The sequence below is a fragment of the Hafnia alvei genome (genome assembly GCF_900095695.1).
Classification (GTDB): domain Bacteria; phylum Pseudomonadota; class Gammaproteobacteria; order Enterobacterales; family Enterobacteriaceae; genus Hafnia; species Hafnia alvei_B.
In genome coordinates, this window is record NZ_FMIQ01000006.1 from 142598 (window position 1) to 168488 (window position 25891).

General features: G+C 46.0%; 34 protein-coding genes and 4 pseudogenes. 13 read left to right on the forward strand and 25 right to left on the reverse strand.

Annotation, left to right across the window (positions count from 1 at the left end; translation table 11 throughout):
• Positions 1-138: 138 nt before the first annotated feature.
• From BN1044_RS02100 to BN1044_RS24155, 11 genes are all read right to left on the reverse strand, one after another.
• A complete protein-coding gene (locus BN1044_RS02100) occupies positions 139-585 on the reverse strand; it encodes an HNH endonuclease signature motif containing protein (protein ID WP_072307356.1) in 447 nt (148 codons plus the stop codon).
• A complete protein-coding gene (locus tag BN1044_RS02105; protein WP_072307357.1) occupies positions 585-878 on the reverse strand; it encodes a head-tail connector protein in 294 nt (97 codons plus the stop codon). Before BN1044_RS02105 ends, BN1044_RS02100 begins: the two co-directional genes overlap by 1 nt.
• The gene (locus tag BN1044_RS02110) at positions 871-1209 is read right to left on the reverse strand and encodes a phage head closure protein (protein WP_072307358.1); all 339 of its coding nucleotides are present in this window, start codon (positions 1207-1209) and stop codon (positions 871-873) included. Before BN1044_RS02110 ends, BN1044_RS02105 begins: the two co-directional genes overlap by 8 nt.
• On the reverse strand, positions 1206-2423 hold the full coding sequence (locus tag BN1044_RS02115; RefSeq protein WP_072307359.1) for a phage portal protein: 1218 nt from the start codon (positions 2421-2423) through the stop codon (positions 1206-1208). Before BN1044_RS02115 ends, BN1044_RS02110 begins: the two co-directional genes overlap by 4 nt.
• A 2-nt stretch (positions 2424-2425) precedes the next feature.
• The gene (locus BN1044_RS02120) at positions 2426-2989 is read right to left on the reverse strand and encodes an HK97 family phage prohead protease (protein WP_072307360.1); all 564 of its coding nucleotides are present in this window, start codon (positions 2987-2989) and stop codon (positions 2426-2428) included.
• A gap of 52 nt (positions 2990-3041) precedes the next feature.
• The gene (locus BN1044_RS02125; RefSeq protein ID WP_072307361.1) at positions 3042-4226 is read right to left on the reverse strand and encodes a phage major capsid protein; all 1185 of its coding nucleotides are present in this window, start codon (positions 4224-4226) and stop codon (positions 3042-3044) included.
• A 239-nt stretch (positions 4227-4465) separates the two neighbouring features.
• Positions 4466-4765: a hypothetical protein gene (locus tag BN1044_RS02130; protein WP_081329517.1), complete on the reverse strand. Its 300-nt coding sequence runs from the start codon at positions 4763-4765 to the stop codon at positions 4466-4468.
• A gap of 260 nt (positions 4766-5025) precedes the next feature.
• Entirely contained in the window at positions 5026-6390 is a 1365-nt protein-coding gene (locus BN1044_RS02135; protein ID WP_072307362.1) for a helicase RepA family protein, read from the reverse strand.
• On the reverse strand, positions 6387-6686 hold the full coding sequence (locus tag BN1044_RS02140) for a DUF4222 domain-containing protein (RefSeq protein WP_043488950.1): 300 nt from the start codon (positions 6684-6686) through the stop codon (positions 6387-6389). Before BN1044_RS02140 ends, BN1044_RS02135 begins: the two co-directional genes overlap by 4 nt.
• 13 nt (positions 6687-6699) lie before the next feature.
• Entirely contained in the window at positions 6700-7053 is a 354-nt protein-coding gene (locus tag BN1044_RS02145; RefSeq protein WP_072307363.1) for a hypothetical protein, read from the reverse strand.
• Positions 7046-7405, reverse strand: a complete 360-nt coding sequence (locus BN1044_RS24155) for a host cell division inhibitor Icd-like protein (protein WP_368072894.1) — start codon at positions 7403-7405, stop codon at positions 7046-7048. Before BN1044_RS24155 ends, BN1044_RS02145 begins: the two co-directional genes overlap by 8 nt.
• Here BN1044_RS24155 and BN1044_RS02155 point away from each other — a divergent pair.
• Complete coding sequence (locus tag BN1044_RS02155) at positions 7404-7595, forward strand: toxin-antitoxin system HicB family antitoxin (RefSeq protein WP_071778727.1); 192 nt, start codon at positions 7404-7406, stop codon at positions 7593-7595. The two genes, BN1044_RS24155 and BN1044_RS02155, sit on opposite strands and share 2 nt — an antisense overlap.
• A 207-nt stretch (positions 7596-7802) precedes the next feature.
• On the opposite strand, the gene BN1044_RS02160 is transcribed toward BN1044_RS02155, so the two are convergent.
• The 9 genes and pseudogenes from BN1044_RS02160 to BN1044_RS02200 form a co-directional block, all read right to left on the reverse strand.
• Positions 7803-8705, reverse strand: a complete 903-nt coding sequence (locus BN1044_RS02160; protein ID WP_072307365.1) for an ORF6N domain-containing protein — start codon at positions 8703-8705, stop codon at positions 7803-7805.
• Positions 8706-8751: 46 nt separating this feature from the next.
• Positions 8752-8949 (reverse strand): helix-turn-helix domain-containing protein, encoded by a 198-nt coding sequence (locus BN1044_RS02165; protein WP_072307366.1) that lies wholly within the window; start codon positions 8947-8949, stop codon positions 8752-8754.
• Between the two features lie 153 nt (positions 8950-9102).
• Entirely contained in the window at positions 9103-9798 is a 696-nt protein-coding gene (locus BN1044_RS02170; RefSeq protein WP_072307367.1) for a hypothetical protein, read from the reverse strand.
• Positions 9798-11204, reverse strand: a complete 1407-nt coding sequence (locus BN1044_RS02175) for an integrase family protein (RefSeq protein ID WP_072307611.1) — start codon at positions 11202-11204, stop codon at positions 9798-9800. Before BN1044_RS02175 ends, BN1044_RS02170 begins: the two co-directional genes overlap by 1 nt.
• A 219-nt stretch (positions 11205-11423) precedes the next feature.
• Positions 11424-12092: pseudogene (locus tag BN1044_RS02180) on the reverse strand (site-specific integrase); the annotation flags it as partial.
• Entirely contained in the window at positions 12055-12603 is a 549-nt protein-coding gene (locus BN1044_RS02185) for a hypothetical protein (RefSeq protein WP_072307369.1), read from the reverse strand. The gene BN1044_RS02185 and the pseudogene BN1044_RS02180, both read right to left, overlap by 38 nt.
• Positions 12604-12822: 219 nt before the next feature.
• Positions 12823-13128 (reverse strand): hypothetical protein, encoded by a 306-nt coding sequence (locus BN1044_RS02190; protein ID WP_072307370.1) that lies wholly within the window; start codon positions 13126-13128, stop codon positions 12823-12825.
• 128 nt (positions 13129-13256) lie between these two features.
• Entirely contained in the window at positions 13257-13487 is a 231-nt protein-coding gene (locus tag BN1044_RS02195) for a hypothetical protein (protein ID WP_072307371.1), read from the reverse strand.
• A 32-nt stretch (positions 13488-13519) separates the two neighbouring features.
• On the reverse strand, positions 13520-13996 hold the full coding sequence (locus BN1044_RS02200) for a pentapeptide repeat-containing protein (protein ID WP_072307372.1): 477 nt from the start codon (positions 13994-13996) through the stop codon (positions 13520-13522).
• Between the two features lie 389 nt (positions 13997-14385).
• Between BN1044_RS02200 and BN1044_RS02205 the strand changes: the two genes are divergently transcribed.
• The 3 genes from BN1044_RS02205 (at position 14386) to BN1044_RS02215 (ending at position 16386) form a co-directional block, all read left to right on the forward strand.
• Positions 14386-14910 carry a hypothetical protein gene (locus BN1044_RS02205; RefSeq protein WP_072307373.1) on the forward strand — a complete coding sequence of 175 codons (525 nt, stop codon included), beginning with the start codon at positions 14386-14388 and terminating at the stop codon, positions 14908-14910.
• A 129-nt stretch (positions 14911-15039) separates the two neighbouring features.
• Entirely contained in the window at positions 15040-15747 is a 708-nt protein-coding gene (locus BN1044_RS02210; protein ID WP_072307374.1) for a replication protein P, read from the forward strand.
• A 189-nt stretch (positions 15748-15936) separates the two neighbouring features.
• Entirely contained in the window at positions 15937-16386 is a 450-nt protein-coding gene (locus tag BN1044_RS02215) for a DUF1367 family protein (protein ID WP_072307375.1), read from the forward strand.
• Positions 16387-16483: 97 nt separating this feature from the next.
• On the opposite strand, the gene BN1044_RS02220 is transcribed toward BN1044_RS02215, so the two are convergent.
• Positions 16484-16921 (reverse strand): universal stress protein, encoded by a 438-nt coding sequence (locus BN1044_RS02220; protein ID WP_072307376.1) that lies wholly within the window; start codon positions 16919-16921, stop codon positions 16484-16486.
• Positions 16922-16995: 74 nt separating this feature from the next.
• On the opposite strand from BN1044_RS02220, the pseudogene BN1044_RS02225 reads away from it, so the two are divergent.
• From BN1044_RS02225 to BN1044_RS02255, 8 genes and pseudogenes are all read left to right on the forward strand, one after another.
• Positions 16996-17490 (forward strand): annotated as a pseudogene (locus BN1044_RS02225) (recombination protein NinG); the annotation flags it as partial.
• Positions 17456-17662, forward strand: a complete 207-nt coding sequence (locus tag BN1044_RS23525) for a hypothetical protein (protein ID WP_168780329.1) — start codon at positions 17456-17458, stop codon at positions 17660-17662. The pseudogene BN1044_RS02225 and the gene BN1044_RS23525, both read left to right, overlap by 35 nt.
• 74 nt (positions 17663-17736) lie before the next feature.
• On the forward strand, positions 17737-18432 hold the full coding sequence (locus tag BN1044_RS02230; RefSeq protein WP_061554340.1) for a phage tail protein: 696 nt from the start codon (positions 17737-17739) through the stop codon (positions 18430-18432).
• An 86-nt stretch (positions 18433-18518) separates the two neighbouring features.
• Positions 18519-18872 carry a phage tail assembly chaperone gene (locus BN1044_RS02235; RefSeq protein ID WP_072307378.1) on the forward strand — a complete coding sequence of 118 codons (354 nt, stop codon included), beginning with the start codon at positions 18519-18521 and terminating at the stop codon, positions 18870-18872.
• 116 nt (positions 18873-18988) lie between these two features.
• The gene (locus tag BN1044_RS02240; protein ID WP_247650397.1) at positions 18989-19447 is read left to right on the forward strand and encodes a phage tail length tape measure family protein; all 459 of its coding nucleotides are present in this window, start codon (positions 18989-18991) and stop codon (positions 19445-19447) included.
• Positions 19408-19899, forward strand: a pseudogene (locus BN1044_RS02245) (phage tail tip fiber protein); the annotation flags it as partial. The gene BN1044_RS02240 and the pseudogene BN1044_RS02245, both read left to right, overlap by 40 nt.
• Positions 19899-20897 carry a DUF6453 family protein gene (locus BN1044_RS02250; protein ID WP_072307381.1) on the forward strand — a complete coding sequence of 333 codons (999 nt, stop codon included), beginning with the start codon at positions 19899-19901 and terminating at the stop codon, positions 20895-20897. The pseudogene BN1044_RS02245 and the gene BN1044_RS02250, both read left to right, overlap by 1 nt.
• A gap of 15 nt (positions 20898-20912) precedes the next feature.
• Positions 20913-22112, forward strand: a complete 1200-nt coding sequence (locus BN1044_RS02255) for a phage tail fiber protein (RefSeq protein ID WP_072307382.1) — start codon at positions 20913-20915, stop codon at positions 22110-22112.
• Positions 22113-22217: 105 nt separating this feature from the next.
• Here BN1044_RS02255 and BN1044_RS02260 read toward each other — a convergent pair whose 3' ends face one another.
• Complete coding sequence (locus BN1044_RS02260; RefSeq protein WP_072307383.1) at positions 22218-22775, reverse strand: fasciclin domain-containing protein; 558 nt, start codon at positions 22773-22775, stop codon at positions 22218-22220.
• Positions 22776-23010: 235 nt separating this feature from the next.
• Positions 23011-23289, reverse strand: a complete 279-nt coding sequence (locus BN1044_RS02265) for a YdgH/BhsA/McbA family protein (protein ID WP_072307384.1) — start codon at positions 23287-23289, stop codon at positions 23011-23013.
• A 200-nt stretch (positions 23290-23489) separates the two neighbouring features.
• On the opposite strand from BN1044_RS02265, the pseudogene BN1044_RS02270 reads away from it, so the two are divergent.
• Positions 23490-23678, forward strand: a pseudogene (locus tag BN1044_RS02270) (hypothetical protein); the annotation flags it as partial.
• 843 nt (positions 23679-24521) lie between these two features.
• Here BN1044_RS02270 and BN1044_RS02275 read toward each other — a convergent pair.
• Both BN1044_RS02275 and BN1044_RS02280 read right to left on the reverse strand, forming a co-directional pair.
• Complete coding sequence (locus BN1044_RS02275; RefSeq protein WP_072307385.1) at positions 24522-25211, reverse strand: LrgB family protein; 690 nt, start codon at positions 25209-25211, stop codon at positions 24522-24524.
• On the reverse strand, positions 25211-25648 hold the full coding sequence (locus BN1044_RS02280) for a CidA/LrgA family protein (protein ID WP_072307386.1): 438 nt from the start codon (positions 25646-25648) through the stop codon (positions 25211-25213). Before BN1044_RS02280 ends, BN1044_RS02275 begins: the two co-directional genes overlap by 1 nt.
• Positions 25649-25891: the final 243 nt, after the last annotated feature.

Sequence of the window (25891 nt, forward strand, 5' to 3'; positions counted from 1 at the left end):
TTTCTGAATACGTCCATTAGCTCACGGTCACGCTTCGTCATGCGCTTGCCTATAGCCTGCTCAGGTGTCTTGCCGTGGCGATGGGTAAAGCCATCACGACTACGCTTTAATCCATTGATTAATTGCTCTATCTCTTTTTCATGCATTTTTGTTGTACTCATATATCCAGTCATTACGCCGCTCGGCGGCTTCCTCTAACTCACGGAACTTACCCGCCTTGCGCTGCTGCTTAGTGAGCGGGTCTTGTGTCGTGGTCTTACGGCTATGGCAGGATTGGCATAACCCTTGATGATTGCTTTCAGGCCAGAACAACACATCAGACTCCCCATTTATCGGGATGATGTGATCGACAATCTTAGCGGCGGTATATATTCCCCGCTGCTCACAGTGGACACAGAGCGGGTGAGCCTTGAGGTAGATTAGGCGATACTTGCCCCAGCGATTTGAATAGCCTCGGGTGGTGCGCGTTCCTCGCTGTTCGGTGGTCTTGGCATTGGCTAAGCGTTTATGCTCATCGCATCGGCCTGACTTCACGCGCTTATTGCAGCTTGGATAGGTACAGCGTTTCAGTGGTTGCCACGGCATTAATAAATCCCCACATCTCGGTAGACTGACCACAGCGCAGAAATTGCGTGAGGTATCTCTTTGGCTCCAACGTCGCTAATAGTGGTGCGATACTCATACAATTGAGAAACGTACATCAGGCAACCAATCTTGATAGCTGGGGTAAACTCCAGACCGTTATCAAACTGTTTGCCGATATGCTTCTGGCAGACCTCCAGCGCGGCGTCGATATACATCTGTATCAACGTATCTTCATAATCATCATCAATACGGCAATGCAGCTTTGCTTCGTTCAGACTGATTAACTCACTCATTGAAAATGCCTCCCTTACACAGCAGTTCAAGCCGCGTGTGATCCACGTCAGGAATGACAGCCACGATGCCGTATACCTGCCCGCGAACATTGGGCGAACGATAAAGAATGCGGTTGGCGGTAGTAATATCGTGACGGTAGCGCGTCCAAATACGTACGGTGGCCTCGGAATACAGCGCACCAGAAGACATACGCTCACGCCCACTGATAGCGCGGATCTCTGCCCAGACGGTAGCAAGATCTGACCATTCATAAATTACCTGCCCAGACGGGGCGCGGTGTTCTTCCGATACTTGAAAGACAATGCGGCGTTTCATCTTTCCTGCTCTCATTTTTCACCCGCCTTATTGCTACCCTTAACCTCGACGGTTTGTTTCCAAGCCTGTGAGAACTCGTCGCCACCTTCACGCGGAGACATTCCCTCGCGTTCGCGGGCTTCATTCGGGCAGAACACACCGGATTTAATCGCCGTTTCATAGCTCTGGAAGCGTTCTTGTGGGTTAGCGCGGAGAAGGTCAGCAGTATCAAATTCGATGAGAAAACGAATATCAGGCGTGCTCGGGGCCACCAGCAAAGCGGCTTTAAGTTGCTGCTCGAAATTGGTCAGCCAAGGGCGCATGGTCATAGAAAGAAAAGCGCGGCTTGCCTCACTAAAGTTGCTGTAGGTACTGTTTGAATATTCCTGTAAAAAAATGGGCGACACGTTAAACATGCGAGCAATATCTTCGATGGTGAAGCGGCGGGAAGCTAACCATTCGGCATCTTGATTGCTCATGCCCAGCTTTTCATAACTCATGCCACCTTCAAGGATGGGTGTTTTACCTGCGTTACGCGCCCCTTTGTAGCGCTCTAATGCCTCGAGAGCTTTAGCCCCTTTGACACCATCCAACCACTCACCCGATTTGATAACGCCAGCCGCCATCATGCCATCTTTCATAATGCTGGCACCGTGGCGCTGTTGGGCTAAACCGAGTCCTAATGTTTCACGGCAAATCGTGATAGGAGATCGCCCCATAAAGCCATCGTCTGACGCATAGCGCAGGTGCAAAATTTCATCTTGCAGATACGTTTTCACCTTACCGCTATAGGGTTCGGTCACGGTGTAAGCAAAACGATGATCGGATAATCGCTTAGGCACTACCGCATACGGCGGATAGGGGTGTAAAGACTTCGGGTGTCCATCGCACCCCCACTCAATCACCGCGTAGGCGTTCCCGTTCAGTAAGCAATGCCGCATCAGCGTACGTTTAAATTGGTAGGCGGTCTGGCAGTCGTTAGGCTTTTCGTTAAGGAGGTAGTCAACGGCATGGTTTGCCATCCATTCGCGGGACTCAGTGCCATCGATATTTTTAACGCGATACAGAAAACACGGCATTGTGGCCACCGCTTCGCTGATCACCGTGACGGCGTTCATCACAGCAGGGAGTGATTCAGCGGTAGACGGCGAAACATGCTCACCTGAACCAGTGTTAGGAATACCCGCCAGCGCCAAGAAATCATCAATGGTCAAGCTGCGAGATTCGCTCTTACGTTTCCAAGGCCACATACTCACACCTCCGCCAGTTTTAACCAGCGTCGGCGCATTTCATTATTCTGGCCTGATAGCTCGGGATGTTGGATAAACAGAGAGCGCTTTGCCACTTCTACGCCACTTTCTGGATAGGCTGGAATACTGGTGACGGTAATTTCTCGTAGTTCAGCTTCTATCACCGTACGCACGTAAGGCGTTTGGGTACTGTCCCACTGGTCTTTTAGCGCACGGAATCCAAACGACATGCCTGTAATATCGCCACGATCGACCAACGTCAGCACATCACGGCCTAATTGCGTATCGGGTGGCGTTAGCTCAAAGCGTAGCCCTGTGGCATCCTCGGCAAGCGTCAGCGTACCGGACGTAGTGCGACCCAATAGCGCGGTGTAATCATGTTCATATAATGCGCGAACGTCTGCACCACCCACGAGGCTATTTTGAAAGGCGTTAGGTGAGAATTGCTCAACAAACTCATCCCACAGCACCTGTGAACGGCTATTCCATTTCACAACATAGCCCGTCAGCTTTTTATCTTGGCTGGTCAAGTTGGCGGCGCGGATCTCAATATCAGTATTTTTCATTACTCAGACTCCAAACAAGAAAGGGGCCGTAGCCCCTTATTGATTCACAAACTTAGGAAGTGGCTTCCTGAATCTCCAAAACCTTAATTGCGTTGGAGTCCACCAGCCCACCACCCAAATATTTATCGGTGTGGACTTTGTAAAAGCCCGGTTCGGTAATGTTGTCTGGACGGGTTCGAGTGCCGGTAGTGTGATCGACAATGAAGTAACCGCGCTTAAAGTCGCCTACCGCTAGCACCGGTTGGCCTGCTGCTGCATCTGGCATGTTCTCCAGATAGTGCACAGGTTTACCCAGCAACATATCCGGATCACCTTTTTGCAAACCATCGCGCCAGATGTAATCACCGTTGCCGTTCTTGAGCTTTTGCAATGCGGCGGCGGTATTGGAGTTCATCACCCACACCGCGTTTTTGCGGTATTTCTTCTTGAGCTTGAATAGGAGATCGATCAGTTCATCAGCGGTAGGCGCAGCACCTGCGGCGTCCATTTTTTCCAATGTACCGAATGGGCGGGTTTTATCGGCGGTGGCTGCCCGTGGATAGGCCAAGAAGCCTTTCGATTTTTTGCTACCGTCGCCGGATACCAGATCCAGTTCTTCTGTTTCAGTAAAGGTGTCAGCAATCTCTTCGGTCAGCCAGCCCATAATATCCACATCGCTAAAATCGAGGATTTCTTGGGTAGTCTTTGGATAGGCGTAGACAGGGAATAACTTAATACTGACCTCTTCCAGCTTCGGCGTCGCAGTTTCGCCACGGGCTTTGCCTTCTTCACCGCGTGCTACTTCCGCGCCGCCAACGGATACCAGCTTTTTAAACTCATTACTGCCTGTGGTTTTCACCGTACAGATTTGGCGCATTTCTGAATCGTCAGAAAGTTGGCGCATGATCTGCTTATCTAAATCAGGAATAACGGTGTAACCGCCATCGGCAGGAACGCCCGTAGACAGAGAGCGGGTATCGCCCGTCATGATGTAGGTGCGTAATTCGTCGTTGGTGACTTTACTGCGGTTGGATTTATCTTCTGGCGTTTTTTCTGCCTGCTTACGTTCTGCATCTGCCAGATCTTCGAAACGCTGAATTTCAGTATTCAGGCTTTCGGCTTGAGTTTTAATCGCATCAAACTGCTTGGATTCTTCATCAGTTAGGCTGCGATTTTCTTCCTCTGATTTGGTCAGGATGGAGCGCATTTGTGCGGTGAGTTCGGTTTTTTTCTGGCGGAGTTCTAACAGTTTTTTCATGTATGGTTTCTCGCATAGGTTAATAACGCGACGTGAAACCAGCACTAAAAGAGGAGGGTGGGCCGTTTAGTCTTTTTCTGCGTCTCGCAGGCTACTTCTCGCAGCTTGATTAAACGGCCCTGTGGCGGCTCACGTCTGAGTGCCACGGATCAACATATACAGCAAAAAAATAATGTAAATAGGGTGATTGTTACCAAGGTAACTATGGGTAATCATAGTTATTATTGGTTATATTTTATTTACAAATCTTTTTTCGTACAGTCCAAAGCAGGAGCCATTTTCTTTCTCAGCGCCTTTAGATTCTCGATGAGAATATCAACCTGCTCTTGAGTGGATGCGATAATTTCACCGGAAAACTCATGGCGCAGACAGTCATGGTGATCCACACAAAAGTAAGCACCTCCATTAACAATGGCTCGATACTCATCATCGGTGAGCAACCATAGCGACTCTGGAATACCAAACATTTCTCGATGCTCAGTAATTTCCTGAAGCATACGTTTTGACCTATCAATATCGTTCTGGATTTGGCTTTTCATATTTGCAAAATATCCTCATGGTTATGATTAATTACCGACAAATTCCGCGCACCTGTGCGCACTTTCCGCGCACTTTTTAAGTCCGGCATTTTCCGCGCACTTGCATAACTCGGTGCGCACGAGTAAAACCCAGTAGTGGCGCGGCTTTCAGGGGTGTTTTTTCCTGTTTGCGCACTTTTCCCGTATATATACATGAAAAGTGCGCAAAACAGGTTATTGCCCAAAAATCCGCGCACCTGTGCGCACTTTCCGCGCACTTTTTAACGCTCCAATCTACCTAACGGGCTAACCTCATCCCCATCGATTTTTATCAGTTCGTCACGCTCCAATTTCTCCAACCAACGGTTAAACCCTCGACGCCCGTTATCACCTAACATAGCGATCATATCGTCGCGGAGTAGGGCGCGGGTGCAGTCCTCGCCGCTAGCCGTTCGGCTGCGGATACACTGCCATAACGCCGTATGGTTTTTAGATAGGTTCGCCACGACAGACAATTCAGGATCTTCGTCTTTCGCCTCACGTGGTACATCGATAACCACCAGCGAGCAAATTAGCTCACCATCATCATCAGTGAACAACTCCGCCGTTCGCAGGTCGTAGGCTCTTTGTGGCTGTTCTTCTGAATCCTTCATTTTGGTGCAGGTCAGAACTAACGCGCCTCCGTCACCCTCACGCTTTACATGAAACTCAGCATCTAACGCCGCTCGGAACGCACTAGAGCCGCGCGCACCTTTCCCCTCGTCTTTGCCTGAGTGATGCACCACCAGAAGAGTGGCCCCTGTTTCTCGCTTGATTAGGTCGCATCCCTCAATAAACGCCCCCATGTCTCGTGCGTCGTTTTCATCGTTCCCACCAAAGCACCGCGCCAGCGTATCAATGACAATAAATTTCACAGGTTCACCCGTTGTCGCCTCTACCTGTTTGGCGGCAATTACAACCTGATTAGCTTCATCTGGACGAACAGGAAACACAGGACGGTTAACAAGATAAAAATTATCGAGCGGTACCGCATCGTTGTAGACGTTTTCCCATGCTTTAATACGGCGTGGTACACCTATACCACCCTCACCGACGATATACAGCACGGAGCCACCAGACACACTCTTGCCTGACCATTTGAGCCCTGCAGCAATATGACAAGCCCACGACACCGCAAGAAATGATTTATACGAACCACTTGGACCATATACGCTACACAGGCTATTTGATGGTAGGTGGCCTTTTATTGTGTAGTCCTGCTGGCGGTCATACCCCGTTGAGCCAACACTTAACGGGAGTGTTGTTTTCTTTATCCCTACAGGCGTTGGCGGGAATAATAACGTCACACGGCTATCTTTCAGGATCCCCGCCGCCTCAGATTTTCCGATCACGCTTTCCACCAGCTCAAATGGTCTTTCTCTCGCCTGTTCGGGATGGCGTACAGACATATAACCTGCACCCTGAATATCGTCATATCCGGCTTTACGTAGCTCTTCCAGCTTGCGTACCAGTACGCCTACCGGTTCCGTTTCACTCGTTTGGTTAACTGCGGCGGATAATGTCACCTTGTCCAGCTCGCCGCCCGTTTGCATCCAACGATAGAGACAGCAAAAAACAGCATCAGGGATCTTTTTTACAGCGCTCATTTTTTACCTGCCTCTTTTTTTGCCGTGAGAACAGCACGTAGGGATTCGATTTTTTCTGCGGTCTTATTTCGTTCATTCCATTGGGCGAACGTCATTTTTTCCACAAGGGTAAATTCACGCTGTAAACGTCCCAACGAACATACGCATTCATTTGCATAGCCTTGACGCTTGTATGTCACCCGTTCACCAAAAACATAAGTGATTTCTATTAGTGAACCGTGGCTATCTTTATACTTATCGCCCTTTTTAGGTTGAGCGTGACCACCAGCAACTAAGCCGGAATTTTTTATAGTCATAATTTTTACTCCGTTACCGTGCGGTGATCTTATAGCCAGCCTGTTCGGCAATCTCAATTAGCCCGAGTATCGTTGCCACATGTTCATTAGGGCGTAATTCTCGCTGGTGGGTCTTTTTGCCATTTTCGGCATGAACCAAAATATCGCCCGTAAATCCTTCTTGAATAGCGATCGATTCATACGCATTTTTTTTGTATCCCGCTCGTTCTGCTAACTCCATAAACGCATCAACACTAGCCACAATGTGATCGCTAGGTATTGAAATATTGGAAACAACGCGCCCAGCATCAACGTACAACAAAATACGTCCCGTAATAGTGGGTTCAATCTGTAGAGTGTTTAGCTCAGTAATAGAGATGTTACGCATGGTGCACCTCCTGAACCGTAGAGGTTTTCTCTATGGTTACTGGCAGACGTGCGGCGAATGAAAGAATGAAGTGCGGTGCCAAAATACGACGGGCTTCGTGCTCAGTAGTAGCTTCAACTGACAGCCGGCAAGGTTTAGCTTTTTTGTCGTGGCGATTGAGTGCCAGAAAACGATACTGAAATTTAGGGTGAGTTTGGGTAGACTTAAAACAAGCCATGATCGTTACCTCATTAACGGTTTGGTCAGACGCCCTAGTTGTGCTCGTAACACTCTGGGGCGTTGCTTTTTTTACATACGCCGTGGTAACGTACGTACATAATAAAATCCATACTAGAGGATTACGTACGTACATGTCAACAATCAGAAGAGACAAAACACCAAAAGGCGAAGGCCTATCGCCAACCTTCCAGATCCGTATCACACCTGAATTGCGCCAACAGTTAAACGAAGCAGCCAGCCGAGAGGGTGTAAGCCTTGGTAACTGGTTAAAGGCATTGGCACGTAAAGAGCTATTGAGGCAGGGTATCGAGCCCAAAGGCTGAATGGTCTTAACTTGTTTTCCGTTGCCTCTCCGTTCAACGAGATTGCAACGGGTGTCACACAGTGTCACGGCGGCAACCTGCGGCAATGGCGCAGTTGATTTAGCACCACCAGCTAACAAGCTATTGACCTGATCGATCAGCGTGATAAGCTGGCTACGCATTTGATAAGCGTTTCTACATTGGCGGCCCTGCAAGGCCGCTTTTGTTTTATTGGCCATCATCATTTTTAGCGTCCTCCAGTTCCTTATCGTGAGTAAAAACCCCGTCCCAATTCTTTTTCATCGGTAGCGATCCCTTTAAATACTTGCGGTACAGCCACACAGCCCCCTTGTGCAAAAGAATGGGCTTATGTGCTTCAAAAGATTCTTTGTCTTGTTTGGCTATAGTGTGAGAGGTTTCCGTTAGGTATTTATCTCGGGCGTAGGAATACACGCGCCAGCGGGAATGGTGGTTATTTTGGCGATCGTCATATAACCAACCGGCAGACTTGAGAAAAGCATTAACCTTGCTGGTGTTAACGCCGTTCAACCGCTTACAGAACTGGGTAGGGCTCAACCCCTCGGTGAATAGGTTTTCAAGATGCCCGATGTATCGCGCCTGACGGTGTACGTAAGTGATTGCCTTGTTTTTGGCCTCATACTCGTCAGCCCATGCACGAGCTGCAGCGGCAGGATCGGAAAATTTCGGCGTAGCTATATCGGTATTCTTTCCACGAGAAAAATAGCTTTCCTCCATTTTCTCGAAAAATTCCCATGCCTCATCGGTATCAACGATTTTTGACATACGGGCAGCGCCGCGTTCTGTCCAGAGGGTAATACTGCGAACTTTGCTCGATATTTGTGCGTCAGTATTACTGACTCTCAAAGCTGCCAGCTGTACGCCCTTGCAGGTAAATACATGTACACCCTCAATAAAACGAGCCTTGTTCGCTGATAAATTGGTACGGATATTTGTTTCTTGAGTGTTGTAACCCATTGCCAATGTCTCGGTGGTAACGACACGAGCGCCGCACCATTCAATGACTGGTAGGTCATTAATCGAAATATTACCTACCTGATTTTGGGCGTAGGGAAGCCCCTGACCGTTAGGCCGCTTTTCTATTGGTTTCATTTTTATACCCTGCTAATAAACGATTATGGTTTGCTATCCAGTAACATTACGATTGGCGTACAGAATCCATATACATATCGAGATCCGATTTCAAATAAATGGTTTTTTTCTTGCCAACTTTGTAGAAGGGGATTTTTACGCGGCCCGAGCTGTGCCAGTTAGCAAGGGTGCGGGGAGCAACGCCGATATACTCGGCGGCTTCTGGGCGGGTTAGTTTTGCATCTGTTGATTGAATGAGTTTCATAATTCCTCACAGTGTTTGATGGGTAACAATGGTGAGAATTATCATCGTTTTTCGGAATTTAATTCATTGTGTATATCTTCATACTTTAAGGCATATCATACTACAAGTGAGTTGAAGATAATTTAATGACACAAAAAATACATGTGCCATTATCTATTTAGATAATGATGTTAACCCACAAGCATTTCTCACCGATGTAATTCTATCTTTTGATTCTGGCGCCCCATCAATAAAAGAATATGCAAATATAGATATACTTTCCCAGTACGGAGATTTAAACCATCTATTGTTTATCAAAAGTAACTCTCGACAAAAGTAATTAAATTTAGCATCTCTTACTGATACTTTTGTAAGTGATTTAGGTAAATCCATTTCGGAAATATCCTTTATGCTTTCAAGCACATCACGTATTTTAAGAATTACTAATAAGTCCTCATCTTTCCCCTGTAAACCAACGCAGTTTACCACGCTAAGGTGTTCCGACTTAACACTTCCAACAAACTTATCAGTATCCAATGCTTGCATATTTTCGATGATAGAATCACAAGCTTTGATTATTTTTAATTTGCTTTTTTCTCTTTCTTTTTTTGTTTTGAAATTAGCTTCAAAAAAAAGCCCATTATATACACCTAAAAAATCAGCAAAATACCAGAGGAGTATGCCATCAGCCTCATTAGGATGACGAATTTGAATTTTTGTTTGTATTTTCCTTAAAATATTATCAACCCCCTCAATTTCAAGTAATTTTCCAAGGAAAATATCAGCATTAACAGCCATCTCACCCATTTTTAGCAAGTCAGAAAAAGCACATACAAGATCTTCATTCAACCAATCGTATTTACTAAGCATTACATAACCCCTTTGGTACTATTGAGTAATGAAAATAAAATTTTTCTCTTTTCTTCATCGCTCATATCTGAAAGAGCAGACAAAAGTTGATTATTGATATTTTCTGTTTTTTCTACTAAGCCTGCGTGTTCCAATATTGCACGTTCAATCTTTTTAGCGGGTTCGTAGAGTTCATCGGCAGAAAAATGCAAATAGCCTTGCGTGACATCAGCGCTACGCAGGGTTTTATGGTTCATTAATCGTTTAAGAATATATTGACCTACACCCACCAGCTCCGCCACGCTTCCGAAGGTACGGCGTGCATCATGACAGGTGAAAGATAACTTAGGCTCTCCGTTCGGGCTGGTAGCCTCAATGATTCTAGCGATAACCTTACGTGGTTCTTGAATTACCCCACGTCTTGCACCGGGGAAAACATACGGTTCATTATCGATACGCAGCGATAATCTACGGCGGAAGATAGTTGCTAGCGTATTGGTTATTGGGAGTTCTAGAGGATCCCCGTTCTTTGTTTTGTCTATCCAAAAATAACGACCGTCAAATTTAACCCTGTTCCATTCAAGCCCGAATACTTCCGAGCGTCGTAGCCCTGTAAATATCGCTACGTCTAAAGCATCACAAACAGACACCGCAAAATCATCCCTAATATCCATTGATTGCGCACGGACGGTTTCTACGGCTGATAGCCAGCGTGATAACTCATTATTGCGTATACGGCTAGTTTTACGTGTGGTGCCATGCCATTTGCGTTTACTGCTCAATACCATCGTTGGCGGATCTGGCAAAAGCCTGTTTCCCTCACTATCTCTGTAATGGTCATGTGCAAAGCGATAAACGGCACGTAATACACGCGCCCATAGGTCAGCCTGCGACTTACTACCAGTGGCGACATTGGCGCGAGGCGATACACCACCGAACCAAACTCCTCCCTCTGTTATACCCTTGTGCCGAGATTCAACCTGATCACGAGTAATATAAGCAATTGGCTTCTTCATCCAGTCGCCAGAGAAGTTAATTAAGGCGCTTTCATAATGAGCCGAGGTTTTTTCCGATAGGCGACCAGCTCTTGATAATTTGTACTGCTCAAAGACCTCTGATAGCAGAACTGCCTGATTTTTATCTGCTCGTCGCTGTTCGTTAGGATTTTTTCGAGTGGTGGCTACGTTGCCAATCGCCTGTGAAGCGAGCGCACGCGCTTGCTCTATGGGGAGGTCTGGAAAACGTCCAAGGGTTACACGGATAAACTTACCGTCACGCTTACGAATAGCGCAAAAGCTTTTCACTCCGCCGTGTGTTACACGTAGCCTCAGACCATTTATGACTGAATCAGCGTATTCGGTTCTTTTCCCAGCAGGGGCGGGGGGAAGATCGTTTATTGCGGCTTTGGTGAATTTGAAAGTTTGCAAAAAATCATGACCTCCAAAAAGTATCCCAAAAAATCTGGGGATACCTCGGGGATACCTCAGATAGGTAATTATAGGGTATTTTAGGTCATTATGGGGAAGGTAGCAAACTTGTAATTTCTTGATTTTACTGGAAAAGTAATGATAGGTAATAATAGTAATCAAAACTCTTAATCAATTGGTCGGCGGTTCGAACCCGCCACGACCCACCAACAAATTCAATTACTTAGAATTAACTCCCATCTGTATATTTCCAATGTGGGACATATTTGGGACACAATCGCCAAATATCACATCAATTTGCTTGGCGTGCTCAGTTAAATGATTAGGCGCTAGGTGTGCATACCGCCGAACCATCTCGATAGATTCCCAGCCTCCCATTTCTTGCAAAATTGAAAGCGGCACTCCAGCTTGAACTAACCAGCTCGCCCATGTATGCCTTAAGTCGTGAAAGCGGAAGTTTTCAATTCCAGCTCTAACTAATGCAGACTTCCAAGCCTTGTTGCTATCTACACGCATTTTCCTAATCTCCGGTGTAATAGAACCATCGGAGCGGTTTGCAGCATGCGTGTGAACAAACACGAATTTTTGGTGCTTTCCAATCTGCTCCCGCAAGACTTTGGCCGCGGTATCATTTAAGGCTACGTCAATCGCTCTCCCTGATTTGCTTTCCTCTGGATTAATCCAAGCTACCTTCCTTTGCATGTCTATCTGCTGCCACTCGAGATCAAGTACATTTGATCGGCGCAGGCCGGTTGCTAAAGCAAAGCGGACAACAGACTTTAGTGGTTCTGGACACTCATCAATTAACCTAACAGCCTCATGTGGCTCAAGCCACCGTATGCGCTTATTCTTAGGCTGTGGAACCTTTATCAGTGGTGCCTTTCTGTCGTGCTTCTTCGCGTTCTCTGTCAATCTTCTCGTTCATGAGTAAAGCCATTTCATGATCGGCTTCAATCTTAGCCGCCAAAGCCGCAGCTCGTTCTGCTGTAATTTTGGCGTCCAGCTCTAACGCCTCATCCCACATAGCGTTGAACTCTTTTTCTTTCTGCTCAGCCTCCCAATCAGTCACTGGCTTGCGAATTTCAACCGCCAGTTCGTCCAGTGAATCCCTAACTTTTTTACGGCTGGCATCGACAAGAGCAGGGCGTTTCTTCATCTCTGCAACTAACTTCTTACCAGCCTCGTCAATAGCTGTCTTAGTGCTACGGACATTCGCCGCCATGCTGATGTATGAACGGCGTCCCTTGACTGTATTCAGGTCACCAACTACAGACGATGCTTTTTCACGGATGTCTTTAATTAACCCTTCAATGAATTCGTCATTGATAAAAGCAGCTTCTAGTTCAGCCGGTACGCTCGGCAGAGTGACTAATGCAATTTCGTTCTTTTCCTCACTCACTGGCGATCTCCTTTGTTTGTTTAGATGGGGTATATCAACGCTTTCTGAACGGTCGCTATAAGCACAAAATCTGTGGGGAGATTAGTTGGTATGATTGCCGCTCACCCAAGAAGTGAACTTTGACTTGTCATATATCGCTATATGGCTTTGTTAGACCTGATACCCTGCGTCCGTATCAGGTCTTTTTTTTGCCTGAAATTTGGTATAAAAAAACCGCATTCAAGCGGCTGTAACTTCGATTACTTCCTTTTCTCCGTTGCACCAACCTTCTTCGTAATCAACATTAGGAAGCTGTGTGCATACGGCGATTCCAGCAAAATCGCTAAAGTTCATGTTGTTAATTGCCCAGTCTTCAATGTCATATTCAGACCCAGCAAAAAGCGGCAGCGTGTCTTCATCCAAGCTGCGCTGTAAATCCCCATCAAACTCATGCGCATAGTGAGTGGCGCGATGTTCTGCAATCTTCTGCACCGGAACAGCCCACTTGCTTGCGTCGGGCATCTCAATTTGTAAGAAACGAGCCATACTTTCCTCCAGCCATAAAAAAGCCCCTAACGAGAGGGGCAAAACGTGTCAGCTAACCAGAGCAGTCATTCTCCAGTTATGAGCGGGATTGCTCACAGCAGATACTCAGTGAATACCTGCTAGGTGCATTACTCGCCACGGGCTTTTAACATTGCGTCTGCAATGAAATAGGCAGCTTCTGCTAACTCTTTGTACTGTGGTGATTCTGGGCCACCACCAAATGAATGACCGTCCCATCTGCGCACAATGGATGCCATTGCTTTAGCAGCGAAGTAATCACGCATTGTCATGCCTTCAATCGGGTAATTGTGTTCGCTTCCTGCAACTGGAAATGCCGGTCCCCCGTTATCACCTTTCATATCTATCTCCATTCTGGGTATAAAAAAGACCGCTAGGCGGCCTCAGATTCTTCACTTGGCTCTTTAAGCCAATCTGGACGCTCACCCTTACCAAGATAAAAATCAATGATGTCTAATAGCTGAGGGTAGAAGCGCAGTGCTGAACGTCCATCCATATCAGCAATTTCCTGCTTGCTGTACTTGCGCCACTCTTCAACTGTATGGTTCTGGCATCCTGCTCTGACATATTCACCGTTGGTTATAGTGATTGGATATTTATGCCCCATGATTACGAACGTGTGATCTGGCAGGTCGGCATCGCACAGGTTGGCACCGCACAGGTCGGCATCGCACAGGTCGGCACCGCACAGGTCGGCACCGCACAGGTCGGCACCGCGCAGGTTGGCATCGCGCAGGTTGGCATCGCGCAGGTTGGCATCGCGCAGGTTGGCACGTGATCCGTTTTCTCTAAACGACTCAATCCAAATTTTGTGTTCATCAAGAATCTTGCGTAAATCTGCGGTATTCATCTCACACCCCTTATTCACCCAATAAAAAAGGCCGCCTAAGCGACCTGTAGTATTTTTATTTTGCACTCACGCTGACTAGCTCTATTTCTCCAAGCCAGCTCGACGTAGCATCGACGCATGGTGTCGCATTCTCTGAAGCGAATTGCCTTCTCGCGATATTCGTTTTTAGCCTCGCGAAAGATTTCCATCCAGCACTTTTCAAATGCCATACCTACCTCTCTAAATTAAGAGAATGATCTTCCCGCGAATCTTCTGGCGCCTGTTTATCTGCGCCAATAATGAGTGCCTGTACTGTCTTAACCACCTCAGGCGGCAGTGGTTCTCGTTGTACCCCTACCGCGAAAAGTCGTATAAAATCAAATCCCCCCTACAGTAATGAGATTTTCATCATGTCAGAAGAGAAAGGACTTATTCGAAGAATTACTGATGCTGCTTCTGGAGCTACCGGAGCCCTGAAAGGTGTCGTTGATTTAGCAAAAGAAGTTAACGCCCTTCAAGTGGATTACAACGTAAAAAGCAAAACTATCGAACTGCTTGACAAGATAATTGACGCTAGAACCGGGCAGTACGCATTAACGGAATTGCTGGGTGAAGCTAAAGACCACATCGTTGATCTCGAAAAGCTTTTGAAACAAAAACATGAGTGGGATGATGAGAAGCTTAATTATGAACTTTACCACCCCATTACCAATACAGTGGTCTATATATTGAAGCCTACTGACAATTCTGAGTATCAACCGCATTACCTTTGTACTACATGCTATGAATCTGGAATGAAGTCTACGCTTCAATATAAATCGGCAAGTTTTGCCTATAAATATATGCGATGTCATAAGTGTGGTGCCGAGTATAAGTTTCCTAAAGAAGTCGAGGTAGATAGAAAAAAACCATCCCCATTGAAGCCAGCTAGGTAACTACCTAGCCTGATAAATGCTCTTGGTTTTGCCACGGTGCCCCGCGGCGTATAACGCGACTTCTGGCAGGCAACATGAACCTTCGTACTTACTCACCATGCTAGTGATCGTAACCACTTCAGATTTCATATGACACATCGACTGATGAGCGCTATCGCAAACCGAGATGGTTCGGCGCTGGCCAGAATGTCCAACCCAGCTACACAGGCAATGAAGGGCATTGTCAATCCAGATGCTGAAAACTTGGTTGATGTTCTGTTTCGCCAGCTAAAGCAGGTGTTCCCTGCAGCAAGCCAAACCAACCTGCGTAGACCTGAAGACGAGAACGCGGCAAAAAAACAGTGGATTGCTGCATTCGCTGAGAATGGAATCCGAACCAGAGAGCAGCTATCGGCAGGGATGCAACACGCCCGATCCAGTGAGTCGCCGTTCTGGCCTTCACCCGGTCAATTTATCGCATGGTGCAAACAGGGGGTTCTGAAAGCTAATGGCTTGCCAAGCAGCGAAGAGCTGTATGGCCTAGTGATGGAGTACTGCGCTAACCGTGGATTGTACTCGTCACCAGAGTCGTATCCGTGGCCTAGCAACGCGGCGTACTGGATGGTGACAAAACTATATTCGCAGATGCGCGGTAAGAACCAGTCGGAATCAGAGCTCCGCAAGAGTTGCACTGAGGAGTTGGTGATTATGGGCCGGCGCATTGAATCTGGTGAAGAAATACCAAAGCCAGTTGTTCAGTTGGAAAAGCTACACATTCCGATCAGCAATGAAGCTGGACTACAGAAAATTGCAGATATTCGCAAAAAGCTAAACCTACCGCGCAGAGGTCAGCAATGAGCAAGTGTTGCATGTGTCACCAGTATCTCGAATACGGCGACGGCCTCACGTATCACGGATTCACATCATGTGAGACGCACTACGATGGAATGGTTGATCGCGTTGATTCTTGGTGAGCAGATGCCTTTGAAACCGAAGCTCAGGAGCTGCGTGATGTCAAAAATTAGAACGGCACCTTAGGAGTGAGATTTGCAAATTGACATGGTTAAAAATGCCGGTGGCGTTTTTGTACCAATGTTCGAACACGATTTACCCCGCCTAACCAAGTTCAAAAACGGTGAAGTCTACACCGCTGATTTCAAGCTAACTCGCAATCCGACATTTCACAAAAAGATTTTCGTCTTCTTCAAATTCTGCTTTCAGCACTGGAGTGCAAACAATGCAGGTCTTGAGCATATGGATGAGCACAGCCAGTTTGATCGGTTTCGAAAAGACCTAACGATACTCGCTGGTTTTTACGAGCAGACAGTAAGGCTAAATGGTGAGATACGAACTGAGGCCAAGAGCTTGTCATACGCGAACATGGAAACGGATGAGTTCGAACGTTGCTATAACGCAATGATTAACGCAGCCATCAAGCATATTTTCGCCGGAACGAGAGACGGAAATATCCTCAATCAGCTACAGAGCTTCTTCTAGATAAGGGGCAATTTTACTAAATTGATAGCACTGTTAGTCGGGTATAGGAGTTATATATGCAAATATGAAATGCCCGCTGAATAAAGCGGGCCATTAACTAGCGAGCTACGAGCACTGAACACTTTGCATGCCGCACTATGGCAGCAGCATTAGACCCTATGAGGTATGTGGCAATACTCGGGCGATTGGATCCAATGACAATCAAATCTGCATTTAGGTTCTCTGCAAGCTTAAGAATCTGATCTTTTGGAGTTCCGCCAGAAATAATATGGTGTTCAATTCTGTCATCAGAAATATTGAATTTGCTAACAATTCCTTTGAGTGTCGTTAAAGCGATATCTTTCACTTTGCTCTCATTAAGAGCATCCATTGTAAATGCAAAACTCAACGTTGCAGCGTACTGATAGGACGGAATTACTGAAACAAAATGGATACGAGCATCATTCTGTTCTGCTAAATCCTCAACATGCTTCGCAGCCAGAGAGATCAATGTATCTTCATCAAGATCAATTGGAACGAGGATTGTTTTGTACATCAATTATTCCTTATCAATTAATAACTATTTGGGATTTATTCCCAATATAGCATCAAATAATCGAAGGGTAATCAATGATAAAAAGTCACCGACGTAAGTGTGCAATTTGTAGAGAGTGGTTCATCCCACGCTTCCAAAATGAACGATGGTGCTGTCCTGAACATGGGGAAGAGTTAGGCGTCAGACTTAACCTAAAGAATAGAGAAAAGGCGATAAAGGCATTAGAAACCAAGCGACGACAAGAGCAGAAGAAAAAGAAAGACAAACTTAAAATCCGAAAGTTATCAGTCAAACCCCTCAGTTACTTCGCAAAACAAGCCCAAACCGAATTCAACGCCTACATACGAGAGCGTGATTCAGCAGAGCCATGTATCAGTTGTGGGCGTCTTCATAATGGGCAATACCACGCCGGACACTTTCGTACCGTTGGCGCTAATCCAGAGTTGAGGTTCGATGAGGACAATTGCCACAAACAGTGTGCCCCCTGTAATAACCACCTCTCGGGAAACATCGCTGGATACCAGCCTAATCTAATTGCGAAAATTGGCACTGAGCGGTTCAACAGGCTTAGCTAAGGTTTCCCATCTTCTGGAATTGGTTGAACGCCTGCCAGCTGGCATGCTGGGTACCGAAACGGCTCCTAAGCAACCCGCTTACAAAGATACAGAGCAATTAATGCAAGAAAGTATCTCAAAAGCACTGCGCCCTGGTGGAAGTATTTACCAAGCGATCCGCCGCTAAATATTCCCCAGCAAGCAAACCAAACACACCGCCTTTAGGGCGGTTTTTTTATACCTAAAATTGGAGTATTCCCTATGGGCTTTGCATTGCCTAACGGCTCGCATGTTTATCTTGCTAAAACATATGCGGAAGCCGAAACCGTAACCGCAGCAACTAACGCGGCCGAAACTGTTTTCACTACTGCCGAAGCAACCAAGGCAAAAGCCGGCGATATTATTCACATCCGCTCGGCGTGGCCTGGTCTTGATGAGGTTATCGCGCGAGTTAAAGAAGCCTCTGAATCCTCTGTAACGCTCGAAGACATTAATACGTTGAACACCGGCGATTTTGCCGCTGGTGGCGGCGCAGGTAGCTTCCGAGTCATTAAGTCATGGGAGGAAATGTCTCAAATTACTGAAGTGGCTAGCTCAGGTGGTGAACAGCAGAGCATACAGCTTCAGTTCTTATCCGATACAACGCAGCGCAACGTAAACACGTTCAAAACTGCCCGCGTCCAAACATACACAATTGCCCATGATTCAAGCCTTCCGTTTTATGACCTATTGCGACAAGCGGATAGCTCGCAAGACACCTTAGCCGCTTACATGTTTGTGCCGAAGGCAAAAGAGAATCGCTACTGGTCTGCTAAGGCATCCTTTAACGATATTCCTAACACTGCGGTGAACACGGTTGAAACGGTCACGGCAACGCTAAACCTTCAATCTGGTTTGACTGCCTATAAACAGGCTAGCGCTACTGCGCCAGCGAGCGCCGCCGCACCAAAAAAATAACACCGTTACCTTAGCGCTAATAGCCCGTAATGACGGGCTATTACTCCCATCATTAGAAATGAATTAATTCAATAGGAAATAGTTTTATGGCTACCAAATTTACTTTAATTCCAAACCCTACCTTTTCTAAGCCGGTAACCATTCCCCGCGCTGGCGCTGATGACGGCGAGTTAATCATTACATTTAAGAATAAACGCCGCTCAGATTTGGAATCATTAGAAAAAGAGCTAAACGAAAAATTGGTCGCAATGCGTGAAGATAAAAAATTCACCAATGAACCAACCGCAGATTATTTAATGGAAATTTGCCAAGGCTGGGAACTGCCGGAAGAATTCAACCGCGATAATCTGATCACGCTTTTGGAAAATTACCCGCGCGCATTTGATGCTATCGCGCAGGAATATACCCGCGAAATGATGGCGATCCGCGAAAAAAACTAATAGCGCTTGCCGAGGCATTCTATACGCCTGAAATCCCAATAAATAACGCCTTTGGCTTTAGCCCCGATGATTACGACGATGTGATCGTGGAAATCTGGCCGGATATGCCGGTTTATATGGTCGCCATTCAACAGGGCGGCCAGATTAAAGACTCTTTCGGCGGGATCGGTAACGCAGCAAAGGCTTTAGCTTCTCAACTAACCCCAATGCGGTTATTAGTCGGAGGGATCACTACAGCAGCCATAGCGCTTAGTGTTGCTTACTATCAAGGAGCCCAAGAAAGCACAGAGTTTAACAAACAGCTGATCCTAACTGGCAATTACGCTGGCGTAACTACTGACCGCCTTAATGAAATGGCTAAAACCATAGCCAAATCAGGTGGAACGCAGGGCGCGGCGGCCGCGGCGTTGGCAAAGGTTGTAGGCACTGGCGCTTTTGGCGCTAACCAGTTGGAAAGCGTTACACGCTCGGCGCTGGCTATGGAGAAGGCCACCGGCCAATCAGTAGACGCCACGATCGAGAACTTCAAGCGGTTGTCACCTCTGTTCTTGAGGATAAGCTTACGGCGACTGTAGATGCAGACGGCGCTACAGCAATTCATACACTTAAAGCAGGCGTTCGCATCAATAATGTATTTTATAGTGCGGGTATGTCTATTGCTGTGTTAGCTCAGCAGGGAAAGCCAGTCATTACGCGCATTGGTTTTAATGCTAACCAGTTTGTATTAATGAGTGGCAGCGGTGACACTCAATATTCTCCGTTTGCTGTTATCAATGGACAGGTATTTATGAATGATGCGTTTATTCAAAAAGCCTCTATTGATTCGGGAAAAATATCCGACTATCTCCAATCGGATGATTATGTTGTTGGTCGCTCGGGTATGAGAATTGGGTTTAGAACTGGGTCAATAGAAATCAATGGTTCTAATTCGTTGGGTATGATGAAACAAGACAATGTAACAATCAGTATTGCTAATGCATCACGACAATTAAAAGTTCAACTAGGCTATTTGACGGGGGTGTTCTAATGTCAGATTTCGGGTTGGCTATTTACGGCGATGATGGAAATACACGACTTAGGATAGATAAAAATACAGCAGGACTTCTTAGTTATATCGGTACAGTAAAAATAAAACATAACTCAGGGACAGGCACGTCCTATAGTTTCAATCTTGGGTTTACCGCAGGGTCAACGGCCTTATGTGTTCCACGTGACGGGATTCAGATTGGAACATCTTCAAGCTCATCACCTTATAACGATCAGGTTTATGCCATTACAGGATGGTCAAGGTCTGGTAATACTATCACTTTTAACGTTAGCCCCGCGGTACCAGGCATACAGGGCGGCCTTCCTAATGGATTTACCGTTGATGTATATGAGTACAACCAAGTTCCTGAGGCACCATCAGGACATTGGGGGCTAGCAGTACAAGGAATGAGAGGATATACCGAGATAAATGACACAATGAAGTTAGGTTATTGTGTTTACGCCCAAAAGCTAAACATTTCCAATGGATGGACGCCGCCTAGCAATATACTCGGCTCGAACAAGCGTGTGTTTTGTTATTGGAACAATGCTTCTGCCGTTGTTGAAATGGGATTGGATAATGTAATTAGATTATCGGGTGTCACTACCTTAGAAATATATATCTGCGTATTCGCCTCTGATTTTACATTGCAGTTAGATACATGGGGGCTTGCCATATGGAATGATAGCGGTCGTCTTGTGTTTTCTAGCAAATACGCCCCATTTAATTTAGGTGCATCCGTATCTATATCGAATGACTACAAGGATAGTGGTGTTCTTCGCCCGATGGTTCCTCTTGAACGCTCAGCGAAAACGGGAACGCGAAGCGGAACTGTCTGGACTGTTTATAATATGGGCCTGCAAATATCTGGACGTCAAATTAGACGAGGACGGGGAACTGTCGAAGGGACGATAAATACAGGCGGCGTAACATTGCAGTTTCCAAATATATCTACGCCATCAATCGTGCTTGATGCAAGTGACTATTTTAAGTTTTAGTGAGGAATAATAAATATGTCAGCCGGAACAATAACGCTAACAAATAACTCAGCGGCGGTATCTGGTACAGGAACGGTATTCACCACAGATTTAAAGGCAGGGGACTTTATCGTCTCCGTTGTTGGTGGTGTTACCTATACGCTGCCGGTTAAAACTGTAAATAGTGCCACTAGCGTTACGCTGCTCAAAAATTATGACGGTCCGACTCAAGCTGGTGCGGCATGGTCATCGGTACCGCGCGATGCAATGAACGCTATAACTGCACAACTGGCAGCAGAAACAGCACAGGCGTTGCGTGGACTGAATTACGATAAACAGAACTGGCAGTTAGTATTCAGCAGTAATGGTAACATTACGATTCGATTACCCGATGGGAGTACCTTCTCAGGCCCATCATGGAATAGTTTATCAAATCAGTTATCTAATTTAGGCTCGGCATCTACGGCTAATATTCAGCAAAGTGTTGGAGATGCCGCTAAAGGCAGGGTGATGATTAATGGTGCTCATGGCTTAGGTGGCCCATCGCTGAATGATGCATGGTCTAACTCTAATCAGCGAAGCACTATTATGACAAGTGCAATAGATGGAGCTGAGTCATCTGGAACCATGGGGATACAAATTGCCCATGCCGTCAACCCAGCAGAATTTAAGCTACAGATTGCCGGCAGGGGGAGTCGACTCTATTTTAGGGGGAGCGAATCGTCTGTTTTTGAAGCGTGGAGAAAGATTTATCACACTGGTAATACCACGGTAGCCTCTGATGGAACGTTAAAAACGGCATCGCCAATCGTTAATATTTTCCACGATGGCACATTCGACACCAATGATGAGTCAGAAGGTGCACTGGTATCGCGTGAAAGCGTCGGCGTTTATCGGATTAGTAATGTTCTTGGTATGAATTCAGATGGAGCGTGGGGCGGCATAGATGGTGGCTTTGAAGTCCCAGCCGATCGCAATGGTCAGCGTTTGCTTTGGCTTGATTATGAAGTTGATGCAGATGGTTCTATTTTGGTAAAAACCTATCACCGTACCTATCCGGATGCTCCAGAATTCGCCAGAAATATCAAAGACGGATATGAGGAAGGTGCTCCCATTGATATACCGTCTGACCAATTCATTTCGATTCGTGTAGAAATGCCACAGGATTCGATCTGGAATCTGGCACAAAAGGCAGCACAGGAAGAAATGGAACAAGAGAAAACAACTGAAGAGTAATTAGGTTTGCGCCGGAGCGTATGCAAGACTCCGGCGCAGTGACAATACCCGTGGATCGCTAATGCGTTTAAGTGATTAAAATAAATCACAGGACAGAGTATCCGACTATGGCATTAGTACGGTATCAATTACATCAATGACGCCATTTTTTTGCATAACATCGTAGGTGGAAATGTTAGCAATATTACCTTTTGCATCTTTGATTTGAATATTATGAGGCCCGTTAGACATTATCCATAGTGCCTCACCGTTAGCGGTTTTTAGCTCTGCTTTGCCGTCACCATCTTTAAGCATTTTCGCCATTTTTTTCATATCATATTTGCCAGGGACAACATGGTAAGTTAGCACATCAGTTAATTGTTTTTTGTTTTCTGGCTTAAGAAGATTTTCAACCGTGCCGGACGGCAATTTAGAAAAAGCCTCATTAGTTGGAGCAAAAACTGTAAATGGTCCTTCACCCTCTAGGGTGTCAACTAATCCTGCTTCTTTTAAGGCAGCAACAAGCGTTGTGTGATCTTTAGAGTTGAGGGCATTTTGTACAATATTTTTATTTGGCATCATTGCAGAGCCGCCAACCATAACAGAATGCTGCGACATTTCCGCAACTGCAGTACCGCTGAAGATTAATGTTAAAACAATTGCACTTAACGCTAATTTTCTCATTTTCAAATCCTTATGTCTTTTAAGTTAAACGTTGATTATGGGTATTACATAAGAACTTTAGTTTAGAATAGTAGTTATAAGTTTTTTTAATGTTGGAGTGTGATATTTGTCACGAAGTGTGGAAATCGAATATAGCCAGAATGATTTAATTATTTAATTGATATTCATGCAGATAGGAAAGAATGTGGTCACAAGTATGCTGATCACGGTTGTGACCAGCATAACTAACTAATGTTTATTTTTTCTTATATATTTCAGCAGTTCCACGCATGGTATCACCCATGCCTGCATCACCAAGAGAAGAAATTCGATATGCATCCGCATTCTTCTCATCAGCTTCTTTATTAATCATTTTGACAACAGCATCTAGGGTACCATCATGCACATCAACACTGACCACACCGATTTTTGTGTAGTTATCAGCATCTGAGCGAGTAATTTCAGTCGCCGCATGAGATAAAGCTGAGAAAGAAAGGAGTGTGGAACTTACTGCAACCAAAAGGTATTTATTCATTTTTTCATCCTCGGATTTGCTTACAATTATTTGCTTAGCAACAAAACACCCACTAGTCCTGTGGGTTATGTGAGGGTAGCTAAATGCAGGCTTGTAGTAAACGCATCGTTATAATATGTTTCTGATTTGTTTTGCTAGGGTTTAGATACTAAAGGAAATGTACACTAATGATGCATCAAGTGACGTTACTTAACATATAGGCAGGACTATGCGGTGAGTTCGTCTTGCGCCGATTACTGACTATGCCAGTGCCGTGTTTAGCGAAGCTGGAAAATTATGATGATGTGACGTTTGCAGATGAAGAGACGGGATTTGAGATATTCGGTGTTGTGACGCATGTAGTCAACGATATGACGATGAGCGAGTTCGATGACAACCCGTGTATTTGATGGGAGAGAGCACTATCGCAGATCACCCATGAGTGGCCTGCGGTAATACTCTGGGACAGATTTGGGACTCACAGTGTTTTCATGCATCTTCAATAGTTTTACAAACTTTTCCATCTTGGGACGTGTGAGCGGCGGAAGATGCGGTAAGTTACTGGTTTAAAAGGTAGTTCTACGCACTCTTAATCAATTGGTCGGCGGTTCGAACCCGCCACGACCCACCAACAAATTCAAAGGCTTGCATGAAAATTGCGAGCCTTTTGTTTTTTCGGGGATACCTGAGAAAAAATCAGATTTAAAATTCCGACCTAAAATCTCTCTAATGGATTTTGAATTTCGTGGGTATAAAATTTTGACGTGGTAGGCCGTTCTGTTACCTCAACACCTCAGCGATTAGCACCCCCTTATGCCGGATAACGCTACACCCTGTGTGCCTGTATGCGCCCATAACTCATTGTTTATCCCATTCATCGTCACTTTGGCCGTAATCACTCCACCAGTGCCGGCACTCTCGATAACGCCAGTGTGTGGTCATTGTTCCAGCTTATAACCCCTGTAACATTATTAGTGGCTTCATTTATTGATACACCTGCAGACACACTTGGGCTTTCATAAAACAATACAAGTAGAAATGGAACAAGAGTAAATCGCAGAAGAGTCGTTTAGTTTGCGCCGGTTCGTATGCAAGAGACCGGCGCATTGACAATACCAGTGGATCGCTAATGCGTTTAAGTGATTCAAATGGTTATTGCCAGGCGCGGATTGCGCGGGGTAAATCTAAGATAGCAACGAGAATCAATCTAAGCGACTACAGGGTAGCTTGCGTAACTACCCTGTAATGTCAATTCAGAACATAAACAATGCAATCAGTGGTGCAGCCAGCACCATCACCACGCCGGAAAGCATCATTACAAGACTTGCAACCACACCTTCCTGTAGACCTATTTCGTAGGATCGTGCCGTACCTCCCCCATGTGAGCCTCCGCCAAATCCGGCGCCCTTCGCTATACCTTCACGAATGGAGAGGCGCAGAAAAAGTACGTCGCCAACTGCCATGCCGAATACACCCGTCACCACAACAAACAAGGCGACGAGCTGTGGCTGTCCGCCCAGCGATTTCGCAGCGGCTAATGCAAAGGGGGTGGTAATGGAGCGCACTGCGAGGCTGCGCTGAATTTCATCCGGCAGCATAAATAGACGTGCCAGCCAAACTGAGCTAGTCACAGCCACCGTGGTTGCCGTAAGCACGCCTGCAGAGAGCGACATCCAGTGGCGCTTAATCACTCCCAGATTTTCATACACTGGCACTGCGAAAGCGATAGTCGTTGGGCCAAGAAGCCATAGTAACCAGTGCGTCTCACCAATATAGTTGTGATAAGAGATATGGCCGAAAACAAGCGTCGCAACGAGTAGAATCGGCGTAAGCACTAGTGGCATCAGCGGCATTTTGTGAACGCGACGATAAAGTTTTTTGTTGGCAAAGTAGAGAGCCAGCGTGAGAATCAAGCACGCTATGCTGGTATGAAAATTAGTCATCACGCACCTGCCCGCTCAATGCTTGCCTGTTTGCGCGCTTCACGAGCTCGTTCAAAACGACAAACTCTATCTACAACCAGCGCAGTCGTTCCCAGAACCAGCAGGCTGCTGATTGCAATCACCAGAAAAATACGCCATCCATCCACCATCAATAACTGAGTGTAATTCACCACGGCGACCACTGCAGGCACAAAAAATAGCAGCATTTCTGCCAGTAGCCAGCGAGAACCTACTCGCACCCATTTCAGCGGCACTATATGGCAGGCCAATAATAATAGCAGCAGCAACATACCGACCAGATTGGCAGGCAGTGGCAAATGCCACACAACCACCAACCATTCGGAAAAAACAAACAGTCCTGCATACACCATAATCTGAATTGGTACCTGAATACTGCTGACAACAGCAGGTGTAAAACGGCTGAACGCCATGTTCATGATTCCAGAGGAAATTATAAAGTGCGATTATAAGTTATTATAAAATGTGCTTATAAGTTTTCTGGTCAAGTATTCAAAGAATTGGCTAGGTTGTAAGATCACCTTTTTAATCGAGTGGATGAAATGGTTAAAATTGACGTGAAGTATCCATTTTGTGTTGACCTTGCTATGAACAACTCTGGTTTCCGCGATACCGCACGGGCGTTGCATATTAGTGTCATGTGAGGGGAGAGAGCATTTTCG

Excerpts from the sequence above, each read along its gene's own strand:
- BN1044_RS02100 (WP_072307356.1), bottom strand. The coding sequence starts at position 585 with ATGCCGTGGCAACCACTGAAACGCTGTACCTATCCAAGCTGCAATAAG.
- BN1044_RS02105 (WP_072307357.1), bottom strand. The coding sequence starts at position 878 with ATGAGTGAGTTAATCAGTCTGAACGAAGCAAAGCTGCATTGCCGTATT.
- BN1044_RS02110 (WP_072307358.1), bottom strand. The coding sequence starts at position 1,209 with ATGAGAGCAGGAAAGATGAAACGCCGCATTGTCTTTCAAGTATCGGAA.
- BN1044_RS02115 (WP_072307359.1), bottom strand. The coding sequence starts at position 2,423 with ATGTGGCCTTGGAAACGTAAGAGCGAATCTCGCAGCTTGACCATTGAT.
- BN1044_RS02120 (WP_072307360.1), bottom strand. The coding sequence starts at position 2,989 with ATGAAAAATACTGATATTGAGATCCGCGCCGCCAACTTGACCAGCCAA.
- BN1044_RS02125 (WP_072307361.1), bottom strand. The coding sequence starts at position 4,226 with ATGAAAAAACTGTTAGAACTCCGCCAGAAAAAAACCGAACTCACCGCA.
- BN1044_RS02130 (WP_081329517.1), bottom strand. The coding sequence starts at position 4,765 with ATGAAAAGCCAAATCCAGAACGATATTGATAGGTCAAAACGTATGCTT.
- BN1044_RS02135 (WP_072307362.1), bottom strand. The coding sequence starts at position 6,390 with ATGAGCGCTGTAAAAAAGATCCCTGATGCTGTTTTTTGCTGTCTCTAT.
- BN1044_RS02140 (WP_043488950.1), bottom strand. The coding sequence starts at position 6,686 with ATGACTATAAAAAATTCCGGCTTAGTTGCTGGTGGTCACGCTCAACCT.
- BN1044_RS02145 (WP_072307363.1), bottom strand. The coding sequence starts at position 7,053 with ATGCGTAACATCTCTATTACTGAGCTAAACACTCTACAGATTGAACCC.
- BN1044_RS02155 (WP_071778727.1), top strand. The coding sequence starts at position 7,404 with ATGTCAACAATCAGAAGAGACAAAACACCAAAAGGCGAAGGCCTATCG.
- BN1044_RS24155 (WP_368072894.1), bottom strand. The coding sequence starts at position 7,405 with ATGTACGTACGTAATCCTCTAGTATGGATTTTATTATGTACGTACGTT.
- BN1044_RS02160 (WP_072307365.1), bottom strand. The coding sequence starts at position 8,705 with ATGAAACCAATAGAAAAGCGGCCTAACGGTCAGGGGCTTCCCTACGCC.
- BN1044_RS02165 (WP_072307366.1), bottom strand. The coding sequence starts at position 8,949 with ATGAAACTCATTCAATCAACAGATGCAAAACTAACCCGCCCAGAAGCC.
- BN1044_RS02170 (WP_072307367.1), bottom strand. The coding sequence starts at position 9,798 with ATGCTTAGTAAATACGATTGGTTGAATGAAGATCTTGTATGTGCTTTT.
- BN1044_RS02190 (WP_072307370.1), bottom strand. The coding sequence starts at position 13,128 with ATGGCTCGTTTCTTACAAATTGAGATGCCCGACGCAAGCAAGTGGGCT.
- BN1044_RS02195 (WP_072307371.1), bottom strand. The coding sequence starts at position 13,487 with ATGAAAGGTGATAACGGGGGACCGGCATTTCCAGTTGCAGGAAGCGAA.
- BN1044_RS02200 (WP_072307372.1), bottom strand. The coding sequence starts at position 13,996 with ATGAATACCGCAGATTTACGCAAGATTCTTGATGAACACAAAATTTGG.
- BN1044_RS02205 (WP_072307373.1), top strand. The coding sequence starts at position 14,386 with ATGTCAGAAGAGAAAGGACTTATTCGAAGAATTACTGATGCTGCTTCT.
- BN1044_RS02210 (WP_072307374.1), top strand. The coding sequence starts at position 15,040 with ATGACACATCGACTGATGAGCGCTATCGCAAACCGAGATGGTTCGGCG.
- BN1044_RS02220 (WP_072307376.1), bottom strand. The coding sequence starts at position 16,921 with ATGTACAAAACAATCCTCGTTCCAATTGATCTTGATGAAGATACATTG.
- BN1044_RS02230 (WP_061554340.1), top strand. The coding sequence starts at position 17,737 with ATGGGCTTTGCATTGCCTAACGGCTCGCATGTTTATCTTGCTAAAACA.
- BN1044_RS02235 (WP_072307378.1), top strand. The coding sequence starts at position 18,519 with ATGGCTACCAAATTTACTTTAATTCCAAACCCTACCTTTTCTAAGCCG.
- BN1044_RS02240 (WP_247650397.1), top strand. The coding sequence starts at position 18,989 with ATGGTCGCCATTCAACAGGGCGGCCAGATTAAAGACTCTTTCGGCGGG.
- BN1044_RS02250 (WP_072307381.1), top strand. The coding sequence starts at position 19,899 with ATGTCAGATTTCGGGTTGGCTATTTACGGCGATGATGGAAATACACGA.
- BN1044_RS02255 (WP_072307382.1), top strand. The coding sequence starts at position 20,913 with ATGTCAGCCGGAACAATAACGCTAACAAATAACTCAGCGGCGGTATCT.
- BN1044_RS02260 (WP_072307383.1), bottom strand. The coding sequence starts at position 22,775 with ATGAGAAAATTAGCGTTAAGTGCAATTGTTTTAACATTAATCTTCAGC.
- BN1044_RS02265 (WP_072307384.1), bottom strand. The coding sequence starts at position 23,289 with ATGAATAAATACCTTTTGGTTGCAGTAAGTTCCACACTCCTTTCTTTC.
- BN1044_RS02275 (WP_072307385.1), bottom strand. The coding sequence starts at position 25,211 with ATGACTAATTTTCATACCAGCATAGCGTGCTTGATTCTCACGCTGGCT.
- BN1044_RS02280 (WP_072307386.1), bottom strand. The coding sequence starts at position 25,648 with ATGAACATGGCGTTCAGCCGTTTTACACCTGCTGTTGTCAGCAGTATT.